Origin of the sequence: Pseudorhodoferax sp. Leaf265, assembly GCF_001422365.1 — a bacterium.
Classification (GTDB): Bacteria; Pseudomonadota; Gammaproteobacteria; order Burkholderiales; family Burkholderiaceae_C; genus Pseudorhodoferax.
This window is the reverse complement of record NZ_LMMT01000011.1, coordinates 39,288-57,698: the sequence shown is the minus strand read 5'-3', so window position 1 is coordinate 57,698 and position 18,411 is coordinate 39,288. Positions and strand designations below refer to the sequence as shown.

The following is an 18,411-nucleotide window of genomic DNA, read 5'->3' as shown; positions in this document are numbered from 1 at the left end:
AACGATGCAATTCCCAGAGTCCTGGCTGCGCGCCTTCTGCAATCCGCCCGTCGGCAGCGCTGAGCTGGCTGAAACCTTGACCATGGGCGGTCTGGAGGTGGAGGAGCGCCGCCCCGTCGCGCCGCCGTTCAGCAAGATCGTCGTCGGCGAGATCAAGGAAGCCGTCCAGCATCCGAATGCGGACCGCCTGCGCGTGTGCCAGGTGGACGTCGGCCAGCCGCAACTGCTCAACATCGTGTGCGGTGCGCCGAACGCGCGTGTCGGCATCAAGGTGCCTTGCGCGTTGGTCGGCGCCGAGCTGCCGCCCGGAGAGGACGGCCAGCCGTTTCGCATCAAGCTCGGCAAGCTGCGCGGTGTCGAGAGCCAGGGCATGCTGTGCTCGGCGCGCGAACTCCAACTCAGCGAGGACCACGGCGGCCTGCTCGAACTCGCGGCCGATGCGCCGCTGGGCCACGACATCCGCGCGCACCTGGGCCTGGACGACATGCTGCTCACGCTCAAGCTCACGCCCAACCTGGCGCACGGCTTGTCGGTGTATGGCGTGGCACGCGAACTGTCGGCTCTGACCGGCAGCCCGCTCATCGCGACCGAGCCCGTGCCCATCGCACCGCGCATCGACGACCGCCTGCCCGTGCAGGTCGAGGCGCCCGAACTGTGCGGCCGCTTCTCGGGCCGCATCGTGCGCGGGGTGAACACGCGCGCCACCACGCCGGCCTGGATGGTCGAGCGTCTGGCGCGTTGCGGCCAGCGCAGCGTCTCGCCGCTCGTGGACATCTCCAACTACGTGATGTTCGAGGCCGGCCAGCCCTCGCACATCTTCGACCTGGACAAGATCCACGGCGGCCTCGTGGTGCGCTGGGGCCGCGAGGGTGAGCAGCTCAAGCTGCTCAATGGCAACACCGTGACGCTGGACGCCAAGGTCGGGGTGATCGCCGATGCGCAGACCGTCGAGTCGCTGGCCGGCATCATGGGTGGCGATGCCACGGCCGTGTCAGACGACACGCGCAACATTTACATCGAGGCCGCGTTCTGGTGGCCCGAAGCGATCCAGGGCCGTTCGCGCCGCTTCAACTTCTCCACCGATGCGGGCCACCGCTTCGAGCGCGGCGTGGATCCGAGCCGCACTGTGCAGACCATCGAGCGCATCACGCAGCTGGTGCTGGAGATCTGCGGCGGCGAAGCCGGCCCCATCGACGACCAGACGCTGCAACTGCCCGTGCAAGAGCCTGTGCAGTTGCGCGTGGCGCGGGCTGCGCGCGTGATCGGCATGCCGCTCACGCAGGCCGACTGTGCCGATGCGCTGCGCCGCCTGGCTTTCCCGTTGGAGGAGGGCGAGGGCGTGCTGACCGTGACGCCGCCGCCGCACCGCTTCGACCTGCTGATCGAGGAAGACTTGATCGAGGAGGTCGCGCGCCTGATCGGCTACGAACGCCTGCCAACCACGCCGCCGCTGGCGCCCATCACGGCCCGTGTCCTGCCAGAGTCGCGCAGCAGCCGTTTCGCCGTGCGCCGCCGCGTGGCCGCTCTGGGCTACCAGGAAACCATCAACTTCAGCTTCGTGCAGAGTACGTGGGAGCGCGACGTGCATGGCAACGCCCATCCGATCACCTTGCTCAACCCGATCGCCAGCCCCATGAGCGTGATGCGCTCGTCGCTGATCGGCTCGCTGCTGCAGGTGCTCAAGTTCAATCTGGACCGCCGCGCCAGCCGCGTGCGGGTGTTCGAGCTCGGTCGCGTGTTCCTGCGCGATGCGGCGGTGGCCACCACCGATGCCACCGTGCAAGGCATCCACCAGCCCATGCGCGTTGCGGGTCTGGCCTTTGGCGATGCCGAGAGCATGGACTGGTCGCGCAAAGGCCAACGGGTCGACTTCTACGACGTCAAGGGTGATGTGGAGGCCTTGCTCGCGCCGCGGCGTGTGGTGTTCGAGGCGGCCGAACACCCGGCGTTGCATCCTGGCCGTGCCGCGCGCGTGCTGCTCGATGGCCGCGTCATCGGCGTAGTCGGCGAATTGCACCCACGCTGGCGTCAGTCCTGGGAGCTGCCACACGCGCCCGTGCTCTTCGAACTGGAGCTGGATGCGGTGCAAGCGCAGGCCGTGCCTGCCGCGCAGCCCGTGCCGCGTTTCCAGGATGTGGAGCGTGACATTGCCGTGGTCGTCAAGGAGTCGGTGACGCACACTGCGCTGATGGCCGCGATCCAATCGGCGGCCACCGCCGGCGTGCTGCGGCACGCCGAACTGTTCGACGTCTACCGGGCCAAGCCCGGGGTGGCTGTGCCTGCAGGCCTGGCGACCGACGAGAAAAGCTTGGCCGTGCGGCTGGTGTTGAACGGCGGAGATGCGACACTCGCCGAGGAACAGATCGAGTCGTGCGTGCAGCGCGTTCTGGCCAGTTTGGGCGAGCGCGTCGGCGCGCGACTCCGCACTTGAGGAGGTTCGCATGCAGGCGCAGGTTGATTTCGACGACATGGACGACGAGCGGAGAGATGCGGTGAAGATTTCCGTAGAAAGCCTGGAGACGCCTGCGTTGACGAAGGCGCAACTGGCCGAACTGCTGTTCGAGCAGATCGGCCTGAACAAGCGCGAGTCCAAGGACATGATCGATGCCTTCTTCGATCTGGTCACCACCAGTCTCGTGAACGGCACCGACGTGAAGATCTCCAGCTTCGGCAACTTCCAGATCCGTGTGAAGGCGCCGCGGCCAGGTCGCAACCCGCGTACCGGCGAGGCCATTCCGATCAAGGCGCGCCGCGTTGTGACGTTCCACGCCAGCCACAAGCTCAAGGACCAGATCCAGGGTTGAGACCTTGGCGTGCCCGGCCTGGCCCACAGTCCTGGCGCGTTCTGGTTGCTTGGCGCATGCCGGCCGTTGGGGTAACCTTTGCGGCCCTCGCGCAGCCGTCCCCTTCTCATGGGCAACACCCTCCCTTCGATTCCCGCCAAACGCTACTTCACCATCGGTGAGGTTGGCGACCTGTGCGGCGTCAAGCCGCATGTGCTGCGCTATTGGGAGCAGGAGTTCACCCAGCTGCGGCCCATGAAGCGGCGCGGAAACCGCCGTTACTACCAGCACCATGAGGTGCTGATGATCCGGCGCATCCGCGACCTTCTCTATGACCAGGGGTTCACGATCAGCGGTGCGCGCAACAAGCTGCAGGAGCATGGGCGGCCTCCGCACGATGGGCTCGCAGGCGTCGATCTCGATGTTGCTGACGCGCAGGATGTGGACACGTTTGCAGCTGAGGAGGCCGACCTCAAGGCATTCGATCATCTGCTGATCGGCGATGACGATGTCGGTGCGGCAGTGCGCCTGGCGCAGGTGCGGCGCGAACTTTTTGAAATTCGCTCACTGCTCGCCGATATCCCCTGAATACTCCGCTATACTCGTGGGCTTCGGTGTGTGGCGCAGCCTGGTAGCGCACTTGCATGGGGTGCAAGGGGTCGAAGGTTCGAATCCTTTCACACCGACCAAAAATAAGAAGCAGATCAACGGGTTAGGACTGAAAAGTGAACCACAAAGCGGTGTTCCACCGGCTTTTACGTTCATTTCAAGTTGAGCGGTGTTGTCGTTCATCCGAAAGCGGAAGACAGCGCAATCGCCCGTTGGGCAGGGGTCGCAGCTGCGGCGACCCCTGAAATAAAAAAAGAGGCATGAGGCCTCTTTTTTTTGGTCAGGCGCTCTGTGGCGCCGGGGCCTCCTCCTCGTTTCGGCGCGTGTTATGCCGCCATCGAGGCGGTCCGCCCAGAATGTGCCGGATCGTAAGTTCCTGCCCGTCGGTTCGAAGCGCGTCGTGCTGGACCAAATGCCGTATTCTTGCGAAGAGTCTCGCCGGAAAACCCCAGTACGTTGCTACTCCCTTGTGCGCGGGGCTGGCCAGCGCCAGCAGTAGTTTGGAATGCTGATTGCTGGGTTGCCAAGTCTCAGAGTCGAGAACGCTAGCGTTCCTCAGGTTGGGCTTGAGCCCCATTTCACGAAGTCTTCGCAGCATCGCAGCTGCCCGCCTAAGTGCTGAGTTCCAGTCTTCTTCTCGTGTGACATCCAGCCGCTCTAGATTTCGTTGGACGATCAGGGCGTAGGCGTCGGGATTTGCGAGTCTCAGCAGCTTGCGATCCACATCGAGCGACTTGGAAAGCTTTGCGATCGTCAAGGAGTCGTCACTCAGCGCGTGAGAAAGCGCGGCGCGCAGCTCGGCGTGGTCGATTTTTCGCTTGGGACACTTCTCGCGATCGACGTGCAACGAAGGCGCGGTGGATGCCTGTGCGAAGTTGCCGCGCACGAGGTCCACGGCGCCGATGTTCAAAACTTTCGCCACGTTGACAAGAGACGACAGCTGCAGTCGGGCCTGCGGTTCGTTCAAAAACCGGGACAACAGCGACTTGTTGATCGCCGCGCCCGTGGCGATCGCGGCGCACCCGCCTACGAAGTTGCGCGAGAACTCCTTCAGCGAACGTTTCGCGGTGGCAGCGTAATCCGGTGGCAGATCGGCCGCCACGGCGAGGAGGTCCCGACAAAACGCTGACGTGTCGACATCTTCCGCCGAAGCGGATTCCGCCGGGGGGCGGCACTCGTACCCTACGGACGCGCAGCGTTGGCAGACGCCGTAGATCTGGACGGGCTTGCCCGGCGCCGGTTCGGCCACCGGGCACGTCGAGACTTCGACGAGTTGCTCGCGATGCACTGGGCAGCACGACACGCAGTGCAGCCGCCAGAGCAACCGACCGAACGTCTTGCGGTTGGCACAGACATCCTCGCGGATGCAGGATAGACAAACCCGATCAACCCTGGAGAGCAGTTGTTGGCTGGCCGCGATGCTACGGAGCGGGAGAAGGGTCCCGCCATGCAAGTCCTTCACCCCGGTTGCCTCCGAAAGGCTCTGGCACGTTGCCATGGCGAAGTCAGAGCCGCCGAGCAAAGCCGCCCCGTCCCGGCACATGAACAGCTCGCCCCTGAGATTATTTTGGGGGGCAATCAGCCCAGTCCGTGCGAGCGCGAGCGGAATCACACGGTGCTCGAAGGCGAGCCGTAGCACGTAGCTGTAGATGGATTCCGGATCGCCGGCTTCGGTGCGCCGAAGCGCCAGGCCGTACAGCGGCGTGATTTTTCGACTTTCAAGCGACAGCATCTTAGGCCCCCTTCTGGTTCATCATCTGGTGCAGGAACGCGAGCTTCTCTGCATCGAATCCGCAGTCTCCGTAGCAACGCCCAACCAACTCGTTTTCGCCCTCGGCCGCTTCACGCTCCAGCTGTTGCAACGCCTTCGGCGTCTTGAAGATCTTTTTGAGCATCCCGACGTTCAACTGCTCGCCCTTAGCGTGAAGCTGGAGCGCCGCGAGACGCAGCAGCGAAAGCTTGAGCAATCCGACGGAACCCAGGCATTGATGCATCCACTCGTGCCACAACGCTTGGAGATTCGGCACGTTGTGGCTAGGCCAAACGGCTTCGAACGCAGCGAGAACGTCTTGAAACTGCCGCTGGTCGACTGTGCCCTCTTTCCCCTCGTCGGGTTTGGGGGCGACGGCGTACCTGCGGTAGTGCACGACCTCGCCGCGGCGTGTGACTTGGCCGTAGTCCGACACAAGTTCCACGATGTCGTAGCTTCCGATCAGCAAAATTTTGATGTTGCCGATGTCCGAGAGGCTCTTGAGCGTGTCCATGGTGGCTGCGTAGTCCTGGAATCGGGCGAGATGTGCCGCTTCATCCAGGATCAGCACACGGACCTTTCGATTTTCGAACAGAGGCTCGAGCACTTCCCTCAGGTTGGTGAGTGAGGCACGTTTGTTGGTCGTGTAGCGAAGCTGCTTCTCGGTTTCTTTGTCGAGAACGATGCGCTTGTTGCCCAGAATCTCACGTGCCCCCGTGAACATGCGCTGGTAAAGCGCCTTCCATGAAGTGGCCCGATCGCCGTTGGCCGGTACCTTGACGTAGATGACCGGAATCTCGTTGTCCGGCACGTCGCCGTAGCGCTCGATCAGCCGAGGAACGATCTGCTGGGCAAGCGTGGTTTTGCCAATGCCGGTCATGCCAACCAAACTAAGGATGGTGACGTCGTTGGTGGGCTCCAGCAGCTCGCTCAAGTCTCGATAGACCTGAAGCAACTTCGCATGCTTGATCTGCCGCAAGTAGAACCAGCGCAAACGCATCGCCACTGGCAACTGCAGCGCCGCTTCCCGAGTAAGCCCGACGATCTGAGCATCGATGTCGAGCGCCGTTTCCGAAACCGCTTCGTTGAAGACGGTGTGCTGGATGTTGTCCAAATCTGCTTTTTTCATACGAGGAGGTCCTTTGCTTAGTGGAAACCAGGGATGTCAAGCGCGGCGAACTCGTCGTCCTTGCCAAACGTTGGAGACGCCGCGGAATCAAGTACGGGCGTTGCCGGACGCACGGTTGCCGTGGCGGCTGGCAGCGCAAGCGCCACGGGCGGCGCTTGCGGTTGCGGTTCTGCAGGCTCGACCGTTGTCGCTGTGCCACTGGACGTGGGAACCTCAGCAGTCACGACGTCGATCGTGTCGGGTGCCGCTTGAGGCATCGCGACGGTCATGCCCATCGCGCCGAACAGGTGCTGCATCTCGAGTTGCTGAATGCGCAAGCGCGGATCGAAGTTCGAAGGCTCGATTACTTCCACCAACGCCTTCGCACGGCGCAACGTCAGCGAGTCGGCGTTCGCGGTGGTCCCCGCCTTTTTGCGCTCCTCGCGCAACGCGATTTCGACTTCACGCCGGGTCTTGTTGCCAAGCCAGCGGGCGTTGCAAGCCGTGGCTCCAACCCATCGACCGTTGATGTGGACGTAGATCAGACGATGAAGCCAGGGCTCGACGCGAACTTCTGCTTTCGATTTGCGCTTCAGCTTTTTGAACTCCGGGTGCTGGTACCAAAGGCCGTTGCACCAGACACCGCGACGCGGGCACACGACGTGCATCCGACGCGACGCGTGCGGGCTGGTCAACAGCATCACGTTCTCGTCGAACTTCACGAACATGTGCACGCGTTCGCCGGTCCGCTTGAGCATCTCCTCTTCGTACTGAAGAGGGGCCATGCCGAGAGCAGGGGCAACCTGGTTCGGCTTCACGACGAACAGGAAGTGCTCGGTGGCGCGGTGGAACGCAGGCAGGGTCCAGACAGGGTTGTTGAACGGGTTGACTTCCTTCGTCACGAGGCGCGGGTCTCGCATCTGCCGCGTGTTGCCCTCAAGCTGAGCGATCAGCTCGGTTTCGATCGCGCCGAACGCGCGCTCGACGAGCGAACCGCCGCGCGGCTGACCGGGGGAGCGGTATCGGATTTCGATGCCGAAGAGCTTGCAAAAGAAGGTCAGCTCGAAGGAGTGAAACTCTTTGCCGTTGTCCAAGACCAAGACGCGCATGACCCGGCCATAGCGACGGATGATGTCCCGCAGGATCAGCAACACGGTCTTCGCCGACGGTGGGTCGTACGACGAAATCACGCCGCGAACCTGCGTCGTGCACGCGTCGATCGCGATGGTCAACGTGGGCTTGCCGAGCGACACCCCGTTCGGGCTGACCGTCGCAAGGGTGGCGATCGTGTGATCGATGTGGACGACCTCGAACGGTCGGACGCCGTGAACCGGCGCACTGTTGTCGAGCGACCCCACGATCCGGCTGGCCTGGTACCCGGCCTTTTTGCCCTCTCGGGCTACGACGTCCTCGCGCTCGGTGCAGACTTCGCAAAACCTCTTGTACGAGATCGTCGTGAAAGCGGGCTCGCCCGCGTTCATCGCGTCGTCGCACTTGGCGAGGTAAACAAGAAACGCTGCCTTTTTGGTCGGTTTCGTTTTGTCGTTGTAGAAGTCGTCGATCGCTTCGTGCATCAGCTCAACCGAACGCTCGGAGTGCCGCGGCGTGAAATTGCCCCGCTGCGAGCACTTGTCGATCAGTGCGATCAGGGCGTCCAACTGGTTGTCGGCATGGGCGATCAACGTCCGAAAGTGCGCGAGCTGCCTTGGCGAGTAAGCGGAGTTCTCTGGATCGTCGAGCGCTTTCAGGCGGTCCAGTGCGCGGTCGATCTCGTCCTGGGAATAGTCGGCCAGTTGCTTGACGTCGGACTTTGCGGTCAACGCGTCGGTCTGAACCTTCCCGGCTTCGAAAAGCAACTTGAGCGCCTCGAGTGGCATCGTCGTCGTTTCGGCTTGTCCGTTTTGCCGCATCACGACGTCGCGTTCGCCGACGAGCACGACGGTGTAGTCCACGCCGTCGAAGGTGAGTTGCCCTCCAGCTCTGATCCATGCTCGACCAGGAACTGGAAGAGGCTTTTCAAGATCGGCGACCTCGATGCGGCGGTGCGCCTCGTAGGTCGGCCGATCCGAAAAGACCACGAGATCGCGGGTCTGGTCGACGAGCTGGGTCGTCAAATCGACGTAGACGTACTTACCAACGATCGCTTTGAAGACGTCGTCCGAAGAAAAGCCCGCCGCGAGCAGCTTGTCGAACTCGATGGTCCGATGTTGGAGGACCAGCGCGGCGATGTTTTCTCCCACTTCGGGATCCAGCTCCGGGCAGTCCTCGCTGGTGAAGTTCTCGAGAAACTGCAAGTTTCGGACGACCGCCGCCGGGATCTGGTTGCTCGCGACGATGACGTGTTCGATCCCCATAGCGGCGAACGCTTCTTCGGCTGCGCGGTAATGCCACCGCCCGTCTTCGAGGTAAAACTGAAAACTGTTTTTTGCGCTTGCCTCCGCGAGAGCGACCAGGTCACGCGCCTCGTAGACGATCACGCGCTTTTTCTTGATGGCCAGCAGATCAGGCGTGTAGTTCTGCGTGGACTTCACGCGGCCCGAGCTGTCGCGAATCGAAAGCCGCAACGTTTGAGGCTGCGCGAAGTACGCCAACACGTCGGGATCCGCTTCGCTAAGTACCGCCAGCGGAAGTTCGTTGTGACGGCTTTCGAGCATCAGCTGCGTCGACATCTTCTTGCTCGTATAGCGAGTCAAGACGTTCCCGCGATTCGATTGCACCTTTCTGCCGGGTCCAGAGTCGAAAGACGGCTTCACGTACGCGCGACCTTCTCCGGACAAGCGCATTTCTGAAAAGGCGGCTTGGCACTCGTCCACGCATTTGCGTTCGGGGTGCCAAGGTTTGGTAACGAGCGCCCACTCGTGTTTTTCGGATTTCTTCAAAGGTTGCTTCCTTTCTGGCGAGGGATTAAAGGGGGGACGACAACGACTCAATGGCGCCAGTCTCTTCATGAATACGCAAACCGAAGTAAGGGTGCGGAAACCGGGTCCGCACCTTGACGAACCGGCGTGCTCGAATCACGCGTTTCGCTCGTTCCGCCGAGTCCGGGTTTTTCGGTCCAAAAGACTTATTGGATATTGCTTTCAATTTGATAACTCCCTTTAAAAAGATAATCACTGGACAATCAGACTAATTTCTTTGGTGCACTCTTCTCGCGGCCACGCGCCGTTCTCGAAGGCAACGCTGGCCGGATCGGTGAACCTACGAGTCGGCACCGAGGAGAAGAAGCGCAGCTTGCCGTTTTGGTCGCGTGGTGCGGAGCGCGCGCCGCGGTTTTGGTTCAAGGTCGATCGTTTTTGCAAAGCACTACCCCCTGCGCATGACGCAAACAAAAATTTGAAAAATAGAACCCCTGGCAGCGAGCTGCCTTGTTACTCAAAACGAGGGGAAGAACGCTTCCGGACGGAAGCGTTTCGGGCACTAACGCAAGTTAGCGCGAGGCGCGATCACCGCTGCGTGGCGGCACGGCACCACGGTAGTCACTCGCAGGAAACCACTTGGGAATCTGTGGCACCGGTGGCGTCAACTCGGACGCGCGTTCGCTGTCATGCAACGGCGTGTCGTCGTCGCTTTCGGCAGCAGGCGATTGCATGACAAGGAACACGTGTTCGAGTGGACGCTGCCAGCCGATCGGCGCGGATAGGCCGGACGCGGCTGGCGGCTCCTCATGCGCATCGGTTCCAACTCGTCGCGGGTATACCCTAGAACGCGCTTCCGATGCCGTCATGTCCTGGCTGCTTGACTTAATCCCAAAAAAAGCCAGAAGGTCTTCGTCAAAGTTGTATTCAGACGATTTCATGATAATACGTTTCTCCTTGTGAAAATATCGATGAGGAATATCCAGGCAAGCCGAATCTCATTGACTTCTCACAGGCAAACGCATATACTTGCATCACGCCGTGAGTGTCAAGCGCCGTCCAAATCACTTGATTTGTTTTTATTAAAAACACCGTGCAAACGGCATCAAGTGACCTATAGCGAGATTCAGCTGCAGACATTAGAGTGTTGGTAGCTCATTGCGGGTCCTTTCTATCGATTGCTGTTTGGTTGATGGACTATCTTGATGGGTGGGCTTTCCTACGGCCCACCCTTTTTTCTCGACCGCTCAGAATGCATTTCTGCAGTCCGATGATCGAGAGGTGCGAAGTTTTGCATAAATGATGCGGCGATCGCAACACCTTTTTAATGGGTTTTTCACCAGTCTTTTTAACCCTTGACAGATTTGCGCACATGTACTTGTGTGGTTTCGTTGTGATTTATGTCGGTACGACATTAAGCCCCCGATCGAATTGACGCTCGAATGAAACTCGCGAGCAAGGGACTGCTTCGTTTGGTCGGTCCAAAAAAAGTTCCATCCAGTTTTCAGACCCCTCGATTTGGCGCAGGCGGTTATTGTCGTTTCGGAAACAATCGGGTCCGATGGAATTTAATTTCTTGAGTCGGTCGGCTTTGATTCCCAGCGTCGCGATGCACGCCAACCGTTTCTGTTTTCAGAATTCTGGGATGCGACGGCCGTCGACTTGCCGACGATTGGTCGATCGTTGCGTGTTTGGCGTTTGTACGGCGTGGTAGTACCGCTGCGCAAACGAGGGGTAATCGCCCTGCACGTGACTTGTTGTGGCCCGCCATCGACGTCATTTCGTCCCAGGCTGCGCACTCGCAATTTTTTTGAAATCGGTTTCTGGGTGCAGTGCGCATGTGGAATGACGGTGGATTGTTGCCAAAATAAGAACAATAAAAATTCGAGCTTTTGGCTAAACTTTGATAATTGGAGGCGCGGAACTCACGGTGAGGGTTTCGCTTTTTTCGCTTTTGATGAGAAATCGTTTTCCCGCGATCACCGAACGAGCAAGAGGCAGATTCCCGTGGGTACCCATTTCCCAATGAATTACTGGGAGCGGTGATTCAAAAATTGTCCGGTCGACCTTATCGATCGCCTTTCATGTCGTCGCCTGTGTTGTTTTTTTGATTCCCAAATTCCTCGCCTAGACTGCCGCATTGGCGCGGCCGCTTGGGTAGGGTCGCTGATTCGGGCGAGTGGGGGCTGCTGCCGGCTATTGCGGTCCAATTGCCTCGAAATCCGTACGACCCATCCCCACCGCATGGCTGGTCACACGCCGTCGCAGATATTGCGACTTGTTTCCGGACTGCGTCTGATCAGACGTTGGTTTTGCTGTCGTCTGGGTTTCCTTCTCCGGCGCGCCTGCCTCCTGGAGATTGCCCCCGGTGTTGCTGGGCGCTGCCCGAACCGCCCGTGGGGGCACTCTTGGCTCGCCGGAACCGAGAAAATACGCAGCACGTATGCCTCCCAACCTGCCCATCGCCGACCGCAACCGCCTGGTCAGTACCGCCTCTTATCAGTTGTTGCTCGCGAAATCTCCCGCCAACTGGCACCTGACGGCGCTGGCTGAAGCTGATTTCGGTTTCGACTACCACGTGCAAGTCGATGGGGGAGATGGGATCGAGCTTTCGTTTTTCGTTCAATTGAAGGGGACGGAGGCGCCGCGCTACGTGAACAGCGGCTCTGACTTGGCGTTCGCCTTGAAACGCACCACGCTCAACTACTACGTGCAATCGGGTCACGAGGTGATGCTGATCGTGGGCGTGGTGTCGCTTGACGGTCGCGGCAAGCTCATCGAGGCCCAAAGCACGATCCACTGGCAATGGATGTCCGCCGAGATCGAGCGACTGCGTGGCTCACGGCATGCGGTCGATTTGAGCGACGCCCATACAAGCACGGTCCACCTTCCAACCTCCCAAGTCCTGGACACGGAGCTTGATGTTCTGGGCTACTTGCGCCAACTGCGCGATCTTCAACGGGCGACGGCGAGCTTGCAGCAGATGGTCGAGCGCAACGCGCGGCTTGGCTTTGGCGGGGGAGCCATCGGCATCCAGCGGCTGGCGGAGGCCATCGAAGCCCGCGAAGACCAGTTCATCGCCTTCCTCGAAAACAAGGAGCCGCAGGCTCCGAAGTCGCCCCAGGTGCAGGAGATCCTGTCCTTGCTGCGGGTTGGCAGCACCGAAGAAGCCCATGAGCTGATCGAAGCGCTTCACGCGAGCCAGACGATCTCCGACCCGGCGGCCGAGGCCACCGTTCTCAACCTGCGCGCGCGCGTGGCCCTGCAGTTGGGACAGCGGGATCAAGCGCTGGGATTCCTGGCCCAGGCACATGCTCTAGAGGGAACCGAGGAGCGCCTTGTCAGTCTCGCGGAAGTGCGCTTCTTGGCTGCGGTGAACGCAAGCGACAGGGACGACGTTCAGTCGGTGCTGCAGTCGTTGCATGGTGTTGGCTCACCGGACGGGTTCACGCTGCTGGTCAGAGTGCATGTTTGGCTTGGACAGCTCGACCAGGCGCGGTCCTCTTTGGAACGTTTGGGCGCCGAAGATCGGATCGTGCCCGAACTGGTCCTGCTGTCCGGCCAAGGGAACTACGTCGCGGTCTCGGTGAAAGCCGCCGCCGCTTTGGACAAAGTCGGCTTGCCGCTTACCAAGCGCTGCGCCGTCGAGCTGTTGGCCGCGCGCGCCGCGTGGTTTCTGGCGACCGAGGCAGTCTCAAGCGCTTCGAACGACGACGACGAACTGCCCCTGTACGGAGCGGTTGGTACCAACTTGGTATGGGCGAACGAGACGTGGCGGCTGGCCCTTGCGTGCATCGGCTCGCTGAGAGCGCTTGGCTGGCCCAGCAACGTCGAGCTGATCGCGTCCGTCTTGTGCGCCTGTGCCGGCGTTCTTGGCCGGCAGCGCGAGGCCATGTCGCTTCTCAAGCCAGCCGCCGATCGCAGGTCCGGCTTTCTCGAGCTGCAGCACAGCATTGAATTGATCGCCGTCGGCTGTGACGACTACGGCACGGCGTTGGTGGCCAACCAAAGGCAGCAATCCTCCGACGCCTTGCTCACGCGACGCGTCCTCTTGCTGTATTCCCTTGGACGGTTGTCCGATTGCGTGAGCGTGGCTCTGACGGTCTCGGTTGCGCAGCCGCAGCTTAACCGGCATCTGCCCATGGCACTGGCACTTGGTAGTTCGGCCGCGCGACGCCTCGCGAAGGCCGACGCGGCCAACGTGCTGCGCGCGCGCCTCGAAGGCTTGCCGGGGGGCGACGAATATAAGCACTTGGCGGAATTCGCGGAGCTGGGAAGCCTCGGCACTTCGGACGGCCGTCCGCTGCAGGCGCTGCGCGATGGCCTCGCTCGGCATCCCAGGTCTTCTGCACTGGCCGCGAATCTGTTTTCCAACCTTGACGTTCGGCAGGAAGATCAAGCCAGGGAGGCTGTCGCGGTCTCCCGATCCTTACGCCCCGGAGCTTTGCTTTCGCGTCGCGAGGCGATCCACCTCCTGCAGGCGCTGATGACCCTCCAACGATGGGGTGACGCCGCCGAACTTGCCTCGCGAACGCTGGAGCGGATCGGCCCCAGCGACAGGTTGCTCGCCATGGCCGCCGTCGCGCACGAGATGAGCGGCAGCACCGGAAAGGCACTCGGGCTGTTGGAGCAAGCCATGCAGTCGGGGACGGACCGGGTGTCCGTCGTGCACAACTACCTGGCGATCTCTCTGCGACTTGGCCGCACCCAAGCGGTCCGATCGGCCATCGACCGACTCTTGGAACTCAAACAGGATCGGATCGAACGCCTTGAATTGCTGCGGCTGAGTAGCCTTATCCACCTTCAGGAAGAGCGTTGGACCGACGCGCATGCCGCAGCCCAGCAACATGGCTCGCTGGTCGATCCTTCGATCGAGCACGAGGAGGGCGTGTACCTCACCCTCTATTGGGTGCTGTCTCACCGGGGCCCGAAGCCGCCGTCTGCCGAGTGGCAGCAGTTCACGCAAAGGGCTGCTCGGTTCGAAACGGCGTTTCCGCGATCGCGTGTCTTTTGGTCCGTCGAGGTACCGGCGAGCGGCGGCGCGGGGCTCGATGCGTTGGCGAACCAGTTCGATCCAAACCGCGCGCGAAGATTTGCCGAGGCGCGGCAGCTTGAGCGGCAGGCTCAGGATGGCAAGCTCCCGTTTCCGTTTGTCCTGCGACCAACGCATGTTCTCTGGTACGTCGGCGACGCGTTCGAACTGTGGGACTTGGCAAAACGGTCCGCCCATGAACAGTTGCAGTATCACCTCACCGCCGTGCGCCACAAGGCGGAGCCGGCAAGCCCCAACGCCCGCCGCGACGTGCCCATGCTGGATCTGAGCACGCTGCTGGTACTGGATTCGTTGGATCTTTTCGATCAGTTGTTTTCGATTTTTTCGGCGTATCGCCATCCCACGCACGACGGTCGGCTTCGTGAGCCAACACGCCAGCGGATTTCTCGCTTGCGGACCGGGGAGGGCCATCGCTCGGTCCATTCTGAAACGCATCGATCATTGGGTGCAACGCATCGATCAACCAGTCTCCGAGACGACGTCGCGCCATCCCGTGATCTCGCCCCAAGACATGGTGCTCGACTACGTGGAGCTTGCCGGGAAGCGCTCGTGGCTTGTCTACTGCGACGACGCCGTTCTCCGATCCGCCATCGTGCAAACCCACCCCCGGGTCACAACGTGCTTGACCACCGAAGTGCTTGAGATGCTGGATGGCGACGGGCGGATGACGCCCGGAGAGGTGTCGATGGCATTTGCCCAACTGGCGAAATGGAAGGTCACCATCAGCGTTCCGCATCGATACGCCGTCGCATCCTTGACCGATGCTCTGGCAAACCGCGCACGCACGAGCGTGTCCGAGCGCATCGATGCGTTCCGCGACCACCCGCCCTTCGCCACGCTGTCTCAGGCGCTGTGGAGTCCTCACCGCAGCCTGCGAAGTTTGACCCTTCAGATGAGCAAGTTGCTGCAGGCGATGCTCCACCCTCAGAGCGACGACGACAGCATCGCCGCCGTGCTTGGAACATGGTACGGACGGGTCCGCCTGCTTCATCCCTTTCCGGATGCGCCGCTCAAACCCGTTTGCTTCGCGGTTCTGCATGCCCTGTCGCAAGAACCGCCCGCGAAAAGCTCACGCTTGGTCGGCATCCTTCGACGAGCGGTCATCGCCATGGCGGGCGAGGCCAGGGCCATGGACGTGGAGCGCCAACTGGCCACGGAGATTGGCACATTGACGGCCGAGATTGGCCATCACGTGCCTGCGGTCGCGGCCTCCTTGTTCGGCCGCCTTTGCATTGCCATGCCGCAGGGAACGGTGGACGGCGACTTGTTCTTGAACGGTTATGCAGTTCGGGCCGGCCAGCTCCAGAATCCTCAATCGAGCGCCGCCGGCTAGTGTGGCTGCGCTATGCGTCGCATACCTGCGGTGCCCCGACAATCGCTCCGCTCAACGTCGCATCGGTCAGCGAGCCTGCGGCCCCGGGTTGGCCCATTGGGCGAGTTCGGCCACAAAATCCGGACGTTGCCTGCCGCCAATTTTAAAAAAGCCGTCCGCATGCATGATCCCCGCGTCGCGAGGCATCGTGTTCTTGAGGTCGGGCATTCTGGAACTCGCGTCCCCTTCAGACATCGCGCCAGTTGCAGGCGCGGCACCACGGGCTTACCTCGTTTGGTCCGGCCGGCACGAGGTGGCCTTGGTCAAATCTTCGGGCTTGAGGCGTTGGCTCGAGCGCGCATGCAGTGCCAGGCTGGCCGTACGAGCCAAGAACGCTTCTCCGCGGGCAACGAGCGCCTCCGTCATGCGTGTGCGCAGGTCAAGGACCGCTTGGGCGCGCGTGCGCAGCAGATGAAGTTGCCAAGCCAACACCAGAAGAGCGGTAGCCAGCGCTGCGATCAGCCACAGCTGCGCGGTGCGGGCCTCGTCGATCGCGGCGAGGCCCTCGTCATCGCTGAGAAGGCCGCACAGCACTTCGACGTCACTTTTGACGTAACCCGTTCTTGAGGCGACAGCATCTACGTCCGAGCAGTGCCTCTTGCTAAACCCACGATTGCCACCCGTCAAGAAGGCCGATAGCTGCTGCGCGCGGTTTGGTTCGACGACATAGTGGCGATCCGACGCGATCACTCGGACCACCGCCGGCGTCAATGCTCCGAGAAACAGCACGAAGGCGGCGATCGCCGCGATGAGTACGGACGCCGCTTCGATCGCGGCCACGGCTTTTGGTCCCGGCGACTTGGCGGTGAGCCCAGGACCGTTGAAATCGAGGAACCCTTGGGCACGACTGACCAGGTCGATGTCCAAATCGTTTCGCCGCGACCACTGTGCCATTCGTTCTGCCGCCGCAATCGTTGGAGCGCTCTTGAGGCCTGTCAGGAAGCGAAACTCCATCAGCTTGTCGCGCTCGTCCAGAAAATCGTCCAGCCGGCCCGGCTGCGTCGACCGCGACTTGAAAAAGCGCCGCAAGATCGTTCTGCCGAACACGTGCGACGACCCCGTGCGCTGCCGTACCCAAACCGCGGCGCCGAAGAGAGCAAACACGGGCAACAAAAACTTCCAGTCGGCCGCCAGCCATGTCGTCGAGGCAGTGGCAAGAGAGGATAGATCGGTCAAGGGCATGGTGAAGGTTCGAAAGGGAAACCATGCTCGATTCGGCACGGTGTCGAGGTCACATAAAAGCGCGCGCGCCGTACCGCCATTCACGGTCAACTCGCGGCCTCTTAAAGGACGACGAGTCTATGCGCGTCGGATCTTCTGACTCGTGTCTTCGCAGGTCAACCGAGCAACCCGCGAACAGTTTGCGGCCATCGCCGCATGCATCGGAATCACGCGGCGTGCATCCGCCGAGAACCGACCTTGCTAAGATGGTCGATCACTCCACTGCACAAGCTACCAATGCCCAGAAAAGCCCAGGTGAGACAGCGCACGTACGCTGAGCTGCAGCACGAGATCGAAGCGTTGCAAAAGCAGGCCGAGGACGTACGCGAGAAGGAAATAGCTCTTGTGATCGGTCGAATCAAAGAAGCTGTTTCGTTCTATGGGCTCGTGCCCGCCGATCTCTTTTCCGCCCCGTCTGGTGCATCGGCCACGAGCAAGCGGGCGAAGGGTGCGTCGTCGGCCTCAGAGCCCTCGCCGATTTCTCAGAAAGCGAACCGCACGGCCCGCGCGAAGGCAAAGCCAAAAGCGCCGCCGAAGTTCAAGGACCCATCGAGCGAGAAAACTTGGAATGGAGTGGGCAAACGGCCGAATTGGTACGTCTCGGCGATCGAGGCGGGAACCGATGTCGCGGAACTGATCATTTCGCCGGCCGAGTCGATGGCGTAACTCCTGAACTCCTCGTCGACTCCGCGTTTGCCGTGGGCGCAACCATCGACCATTTCATCGTTATCTATGTCTGAATACAAAGAACTTCTTCGCCAGCGCGAAGCGCTGGAGCAACAAATCGCGGAAATGCGACAGAGCGAACGCGCAACGGCGATCGCGCAAGTCCGTGCGATCGTGGAAGATTTCGGGCTCACCATGGCCGATGCGTTCGGCAAAGCCCGGCGTGCGGATGCAGGCAAGACGGTCCCTCCAAAGTACCGGCATCCAGAAACGGGCGCCACGTGGACCGGTCGCGGCCGTGCGCCGGATTGGATCGCCAGCGGCGATCGCGACTCCTTTCTCATCTCCTGATAAGGGTTGAGCACGGAGCCTTGGAGGTCGTCCAAGTGATCTTTTGCATTTGGAAAACGCCTGGCCGCAAGTGAATGCGCTCAGCCTCTTGGCGACGTCGCGAGGGTCGCCATGCTTGGCGAGGGCCGTCACCCGACGAGGCTGAGGCCCGGTGATCGTGAGCTGGAAGAAGCGAGTCTTCGGCTCAGGACCGTGGGACCCGTTGCGCCGACGCTGGTCGTCCGCCATCCTGGATGGCGCGGCGGCACGGCCGTGGTCGACACGCGCGCAGCACTGGCGTGAACTGACTTGCGCGCGGCAAAATGAATTTTGATGGATCTTGGAGCGCTCTCGGATACGGAGTTGGTTGAGCGGGCGGCATTGATGCGCGCCCGAGCGCTTCGGGGCGTGCGCGAGGCGAGGGGCGAAGCACACCTGCTGGAAACCGAGCTGCGCCGACGCGCAGGGAAGGGCGCCGACCGGTCGCTGCCCGACTCGCTTGACCTGCGTCCGCTCTCGGATTGGTCTCCTGATCGCAAGTGGAAGCTTTGGCGATCTCAAGGCTGATTCGGGCCCATCGACAGGTCCTTCCCTTGCCTTGAAGACGGCGCCGACGGCCCGTCTCCTCGTGGTGGTCTGAAAGACCATGAGCACGAAGCGGCCG

General features: G+C 61.5%; 14 protein-coding genes and 1 tRNA gene. 8 read left to right on the top strand and 7 right to left on the bottom strand.

All coding sequences use genetic code 11. The annotated features are described in order from the left end of the window. Positions 1-4 precede the first annotated feature (4 nt). The 4 genes from pheT to ASF45_RS11215 all read left to right on the top strand — a co-directional run bounded on the left by pheT (position 5) and on the right by ASF45_RS11215 (position 3,472). Positions 5-2,431 (top strand): phenylalanine--tRNA ligase subunit beta, encoded by a 2,427-nt coding sequence (pheT, locus tag ASF45_RS11230; protein WP_056661594.1) that lies wholly within the window; start codon positions 5-7, stop codon positions 2,429-2,431. Positions 2,432-2,441: 10 nt separating this feature from the next. Then, complete coding sequence (locus ASF45_RS11225; protein WP_162243992.1) at positions 2,442-2,804, top strand: integration host factor subunit alpha; 363 nt, start codon at positions 2,442-2,444, stop codon at positions 2,802-2,804. A 108-nt stretch (positions 2,805-2,912) separates the two neighbouring features. After that, positions 2,913-3,371: a MerR family transcriptional regulator gene (locus ASF45_RS11220; RefSeq protein ID WP_056661591.1), complete on the top strand. Its 459-nt coding sequence runs from the start codon at positions 2,913-2,915 to the stop codon at positions 3,369-3,371. A gap of 24 nt (positions 3,372-3,395) precedes the next feature. Beyond that, positions 3,396-3,472 (top strand) — tRNA-Pro (locus ASF45_RS11215). A gap of 200 nt (positions 3,473-3,672) precedes the next feature. On the opposite strand, the gene ASF45_RS11210 is transcribed toward ASF45_RS11215, so the two are convergent. The 5 genes from ASF45_RS11210 to ASF45_RS35205 form a co-directional block, all read right to left on the bottom strand. Then, a complete protein-coding gene (locus ASF45_RS11210) occupies positions 3,673-5,124 on the bottom strand; it encodes a TniQ family protein (protein ID WP_056661588.1) in 1,452 nt (483 codons plus the stop codon). A gap of 1 nt (position 5,125) precedes the next feature. After that, a complete protein-coding gene (locus ASF45_RS11205) occupies positions 5,126-6,271 on the bottom strand; it encodes a TniB family NTP-binding protein (RefSeq protein ID WP_082550952.1) in 1,146 nt (381 codons plus the stop codon). A gap of 17 nt (positions 6,272-6,288) precedes the next feature. Continuing rightward, positions 6,289-9,129, bottom strand: coding sequence for a DDE-type integrase/transposase/recombinase (locus tag ASF45_RS11200; RefSeq protein WP_162243991.1), 2,841 nt, complete (start codon positions 9,127-9,129; stop codon positions 6,289-6,291). A gap of 231 nt (positions 9,130-9,360) precedes the next feature. Further along, a complete protein-coding gene (locus tag ASF45_RS35210) occupies positions 9,361-9,531 on the bottom strand; it encodes a hypothetical protein (RefSeq protein ID WP_156472963.1) in 171 nt (56 codons plus the stop codon). Between the two features lie 146 nt (positions 9,532-9,677). Further along, complete coding sequence (locus ASF45_RS35205; protein ID WP_156472962.1) at positions 9,678-10,046, bottom strand: hypothetical protein; 369 nt, start codon at positions 10,044-10,046, stop codon at positions 9,678-9,680. A 1,502-nt stretch (positions 10,047-11,548) separates the two neighbouring features. On the opposite strand from ASF45_RS35205, the gene ASF45_RS11195 reads away from it, so the two are divergent. Beyond that, on the top strand, positions 11,549-14,800 hold the full coding sequence (locus ASF45_RS11195; RefSeq protein ID WP_056661578.1) for a DUF4365 domain-containing protein: 3,252 nt from the start codon (positions 11,549-11,551) through the stop codon (positions 14,798-14,800). After that, entirely contained in the window at positions 14,781-15,491 is a 711-nt protein-coding gene (locus ASF45_RS11190) for a hypothetical protein (RefSeq protein ID WP_156472961.1), read from the top strand. Before ASF45_RS11195 ends, ASF45_RS11190 begins: the two co-directional genes overlap by 20 nt. 66 nt (positions 15,492-15,557) lie before the next feature. Here the strand turns inward: ASF45_RS11190 and ASF45_RS35200 are convergent, their stop codons facing one another. Continuing rightward, positions 15,558-15,698, bottom strand: coding sequence for a hypothetical protein (locus ASF45_RS35200; protein WP_156472960.1), 141 nt, complete (start codon positions 15,696-15,698; stop codon positions 15,558-15,560). Positions 15,699-15,755: 57 nt separating this feature from the next. Continuing rightward, positions 15,756-16,796, bottom strand: coding sequence for a DUF6216 family protein (locus tag ASF45_RS11185; protein WP_235580884.1), 1,041 nt, complete (start codon positions 16,794-16,796; stop codon positions 15,756-15,758). A 210-nt stretch (positions 16,797-17,006) separates the two neighbouring features. Here ASF45_RS11185 and ASF45_RS34440 point away from each other — a divergent pair, with 210 nt between their 5' ends. Next, positions 17,007-17,417 carry an H-NS family nucleoid-associated regulatory protein gene (locus tag ASF45_RS34440; RefSeq protein WP_235580878.1) on the top strand — a complete coding sequence of 137 codons (411 nt, stop codon included), beginning with the start codon at positions 17,007-17,009 and terminating at the stop codon, positions 17,415-17,417. Between the two features lie 66 nt (positions 17,418-17,483). Then, complete coding sequence (locus tag ASF45_RS34435) at positions 17,484-17,768, top strand: H-NS family nucleoid-associated regulatory protein (RefSeq protein ID WP_082550949.1); 285 nt, start codon at positions 17,484-17,486, stop codon at positions 17,766-17,768. Positions 17,769-18,411 lie beyond the last annotated feature (643 nt).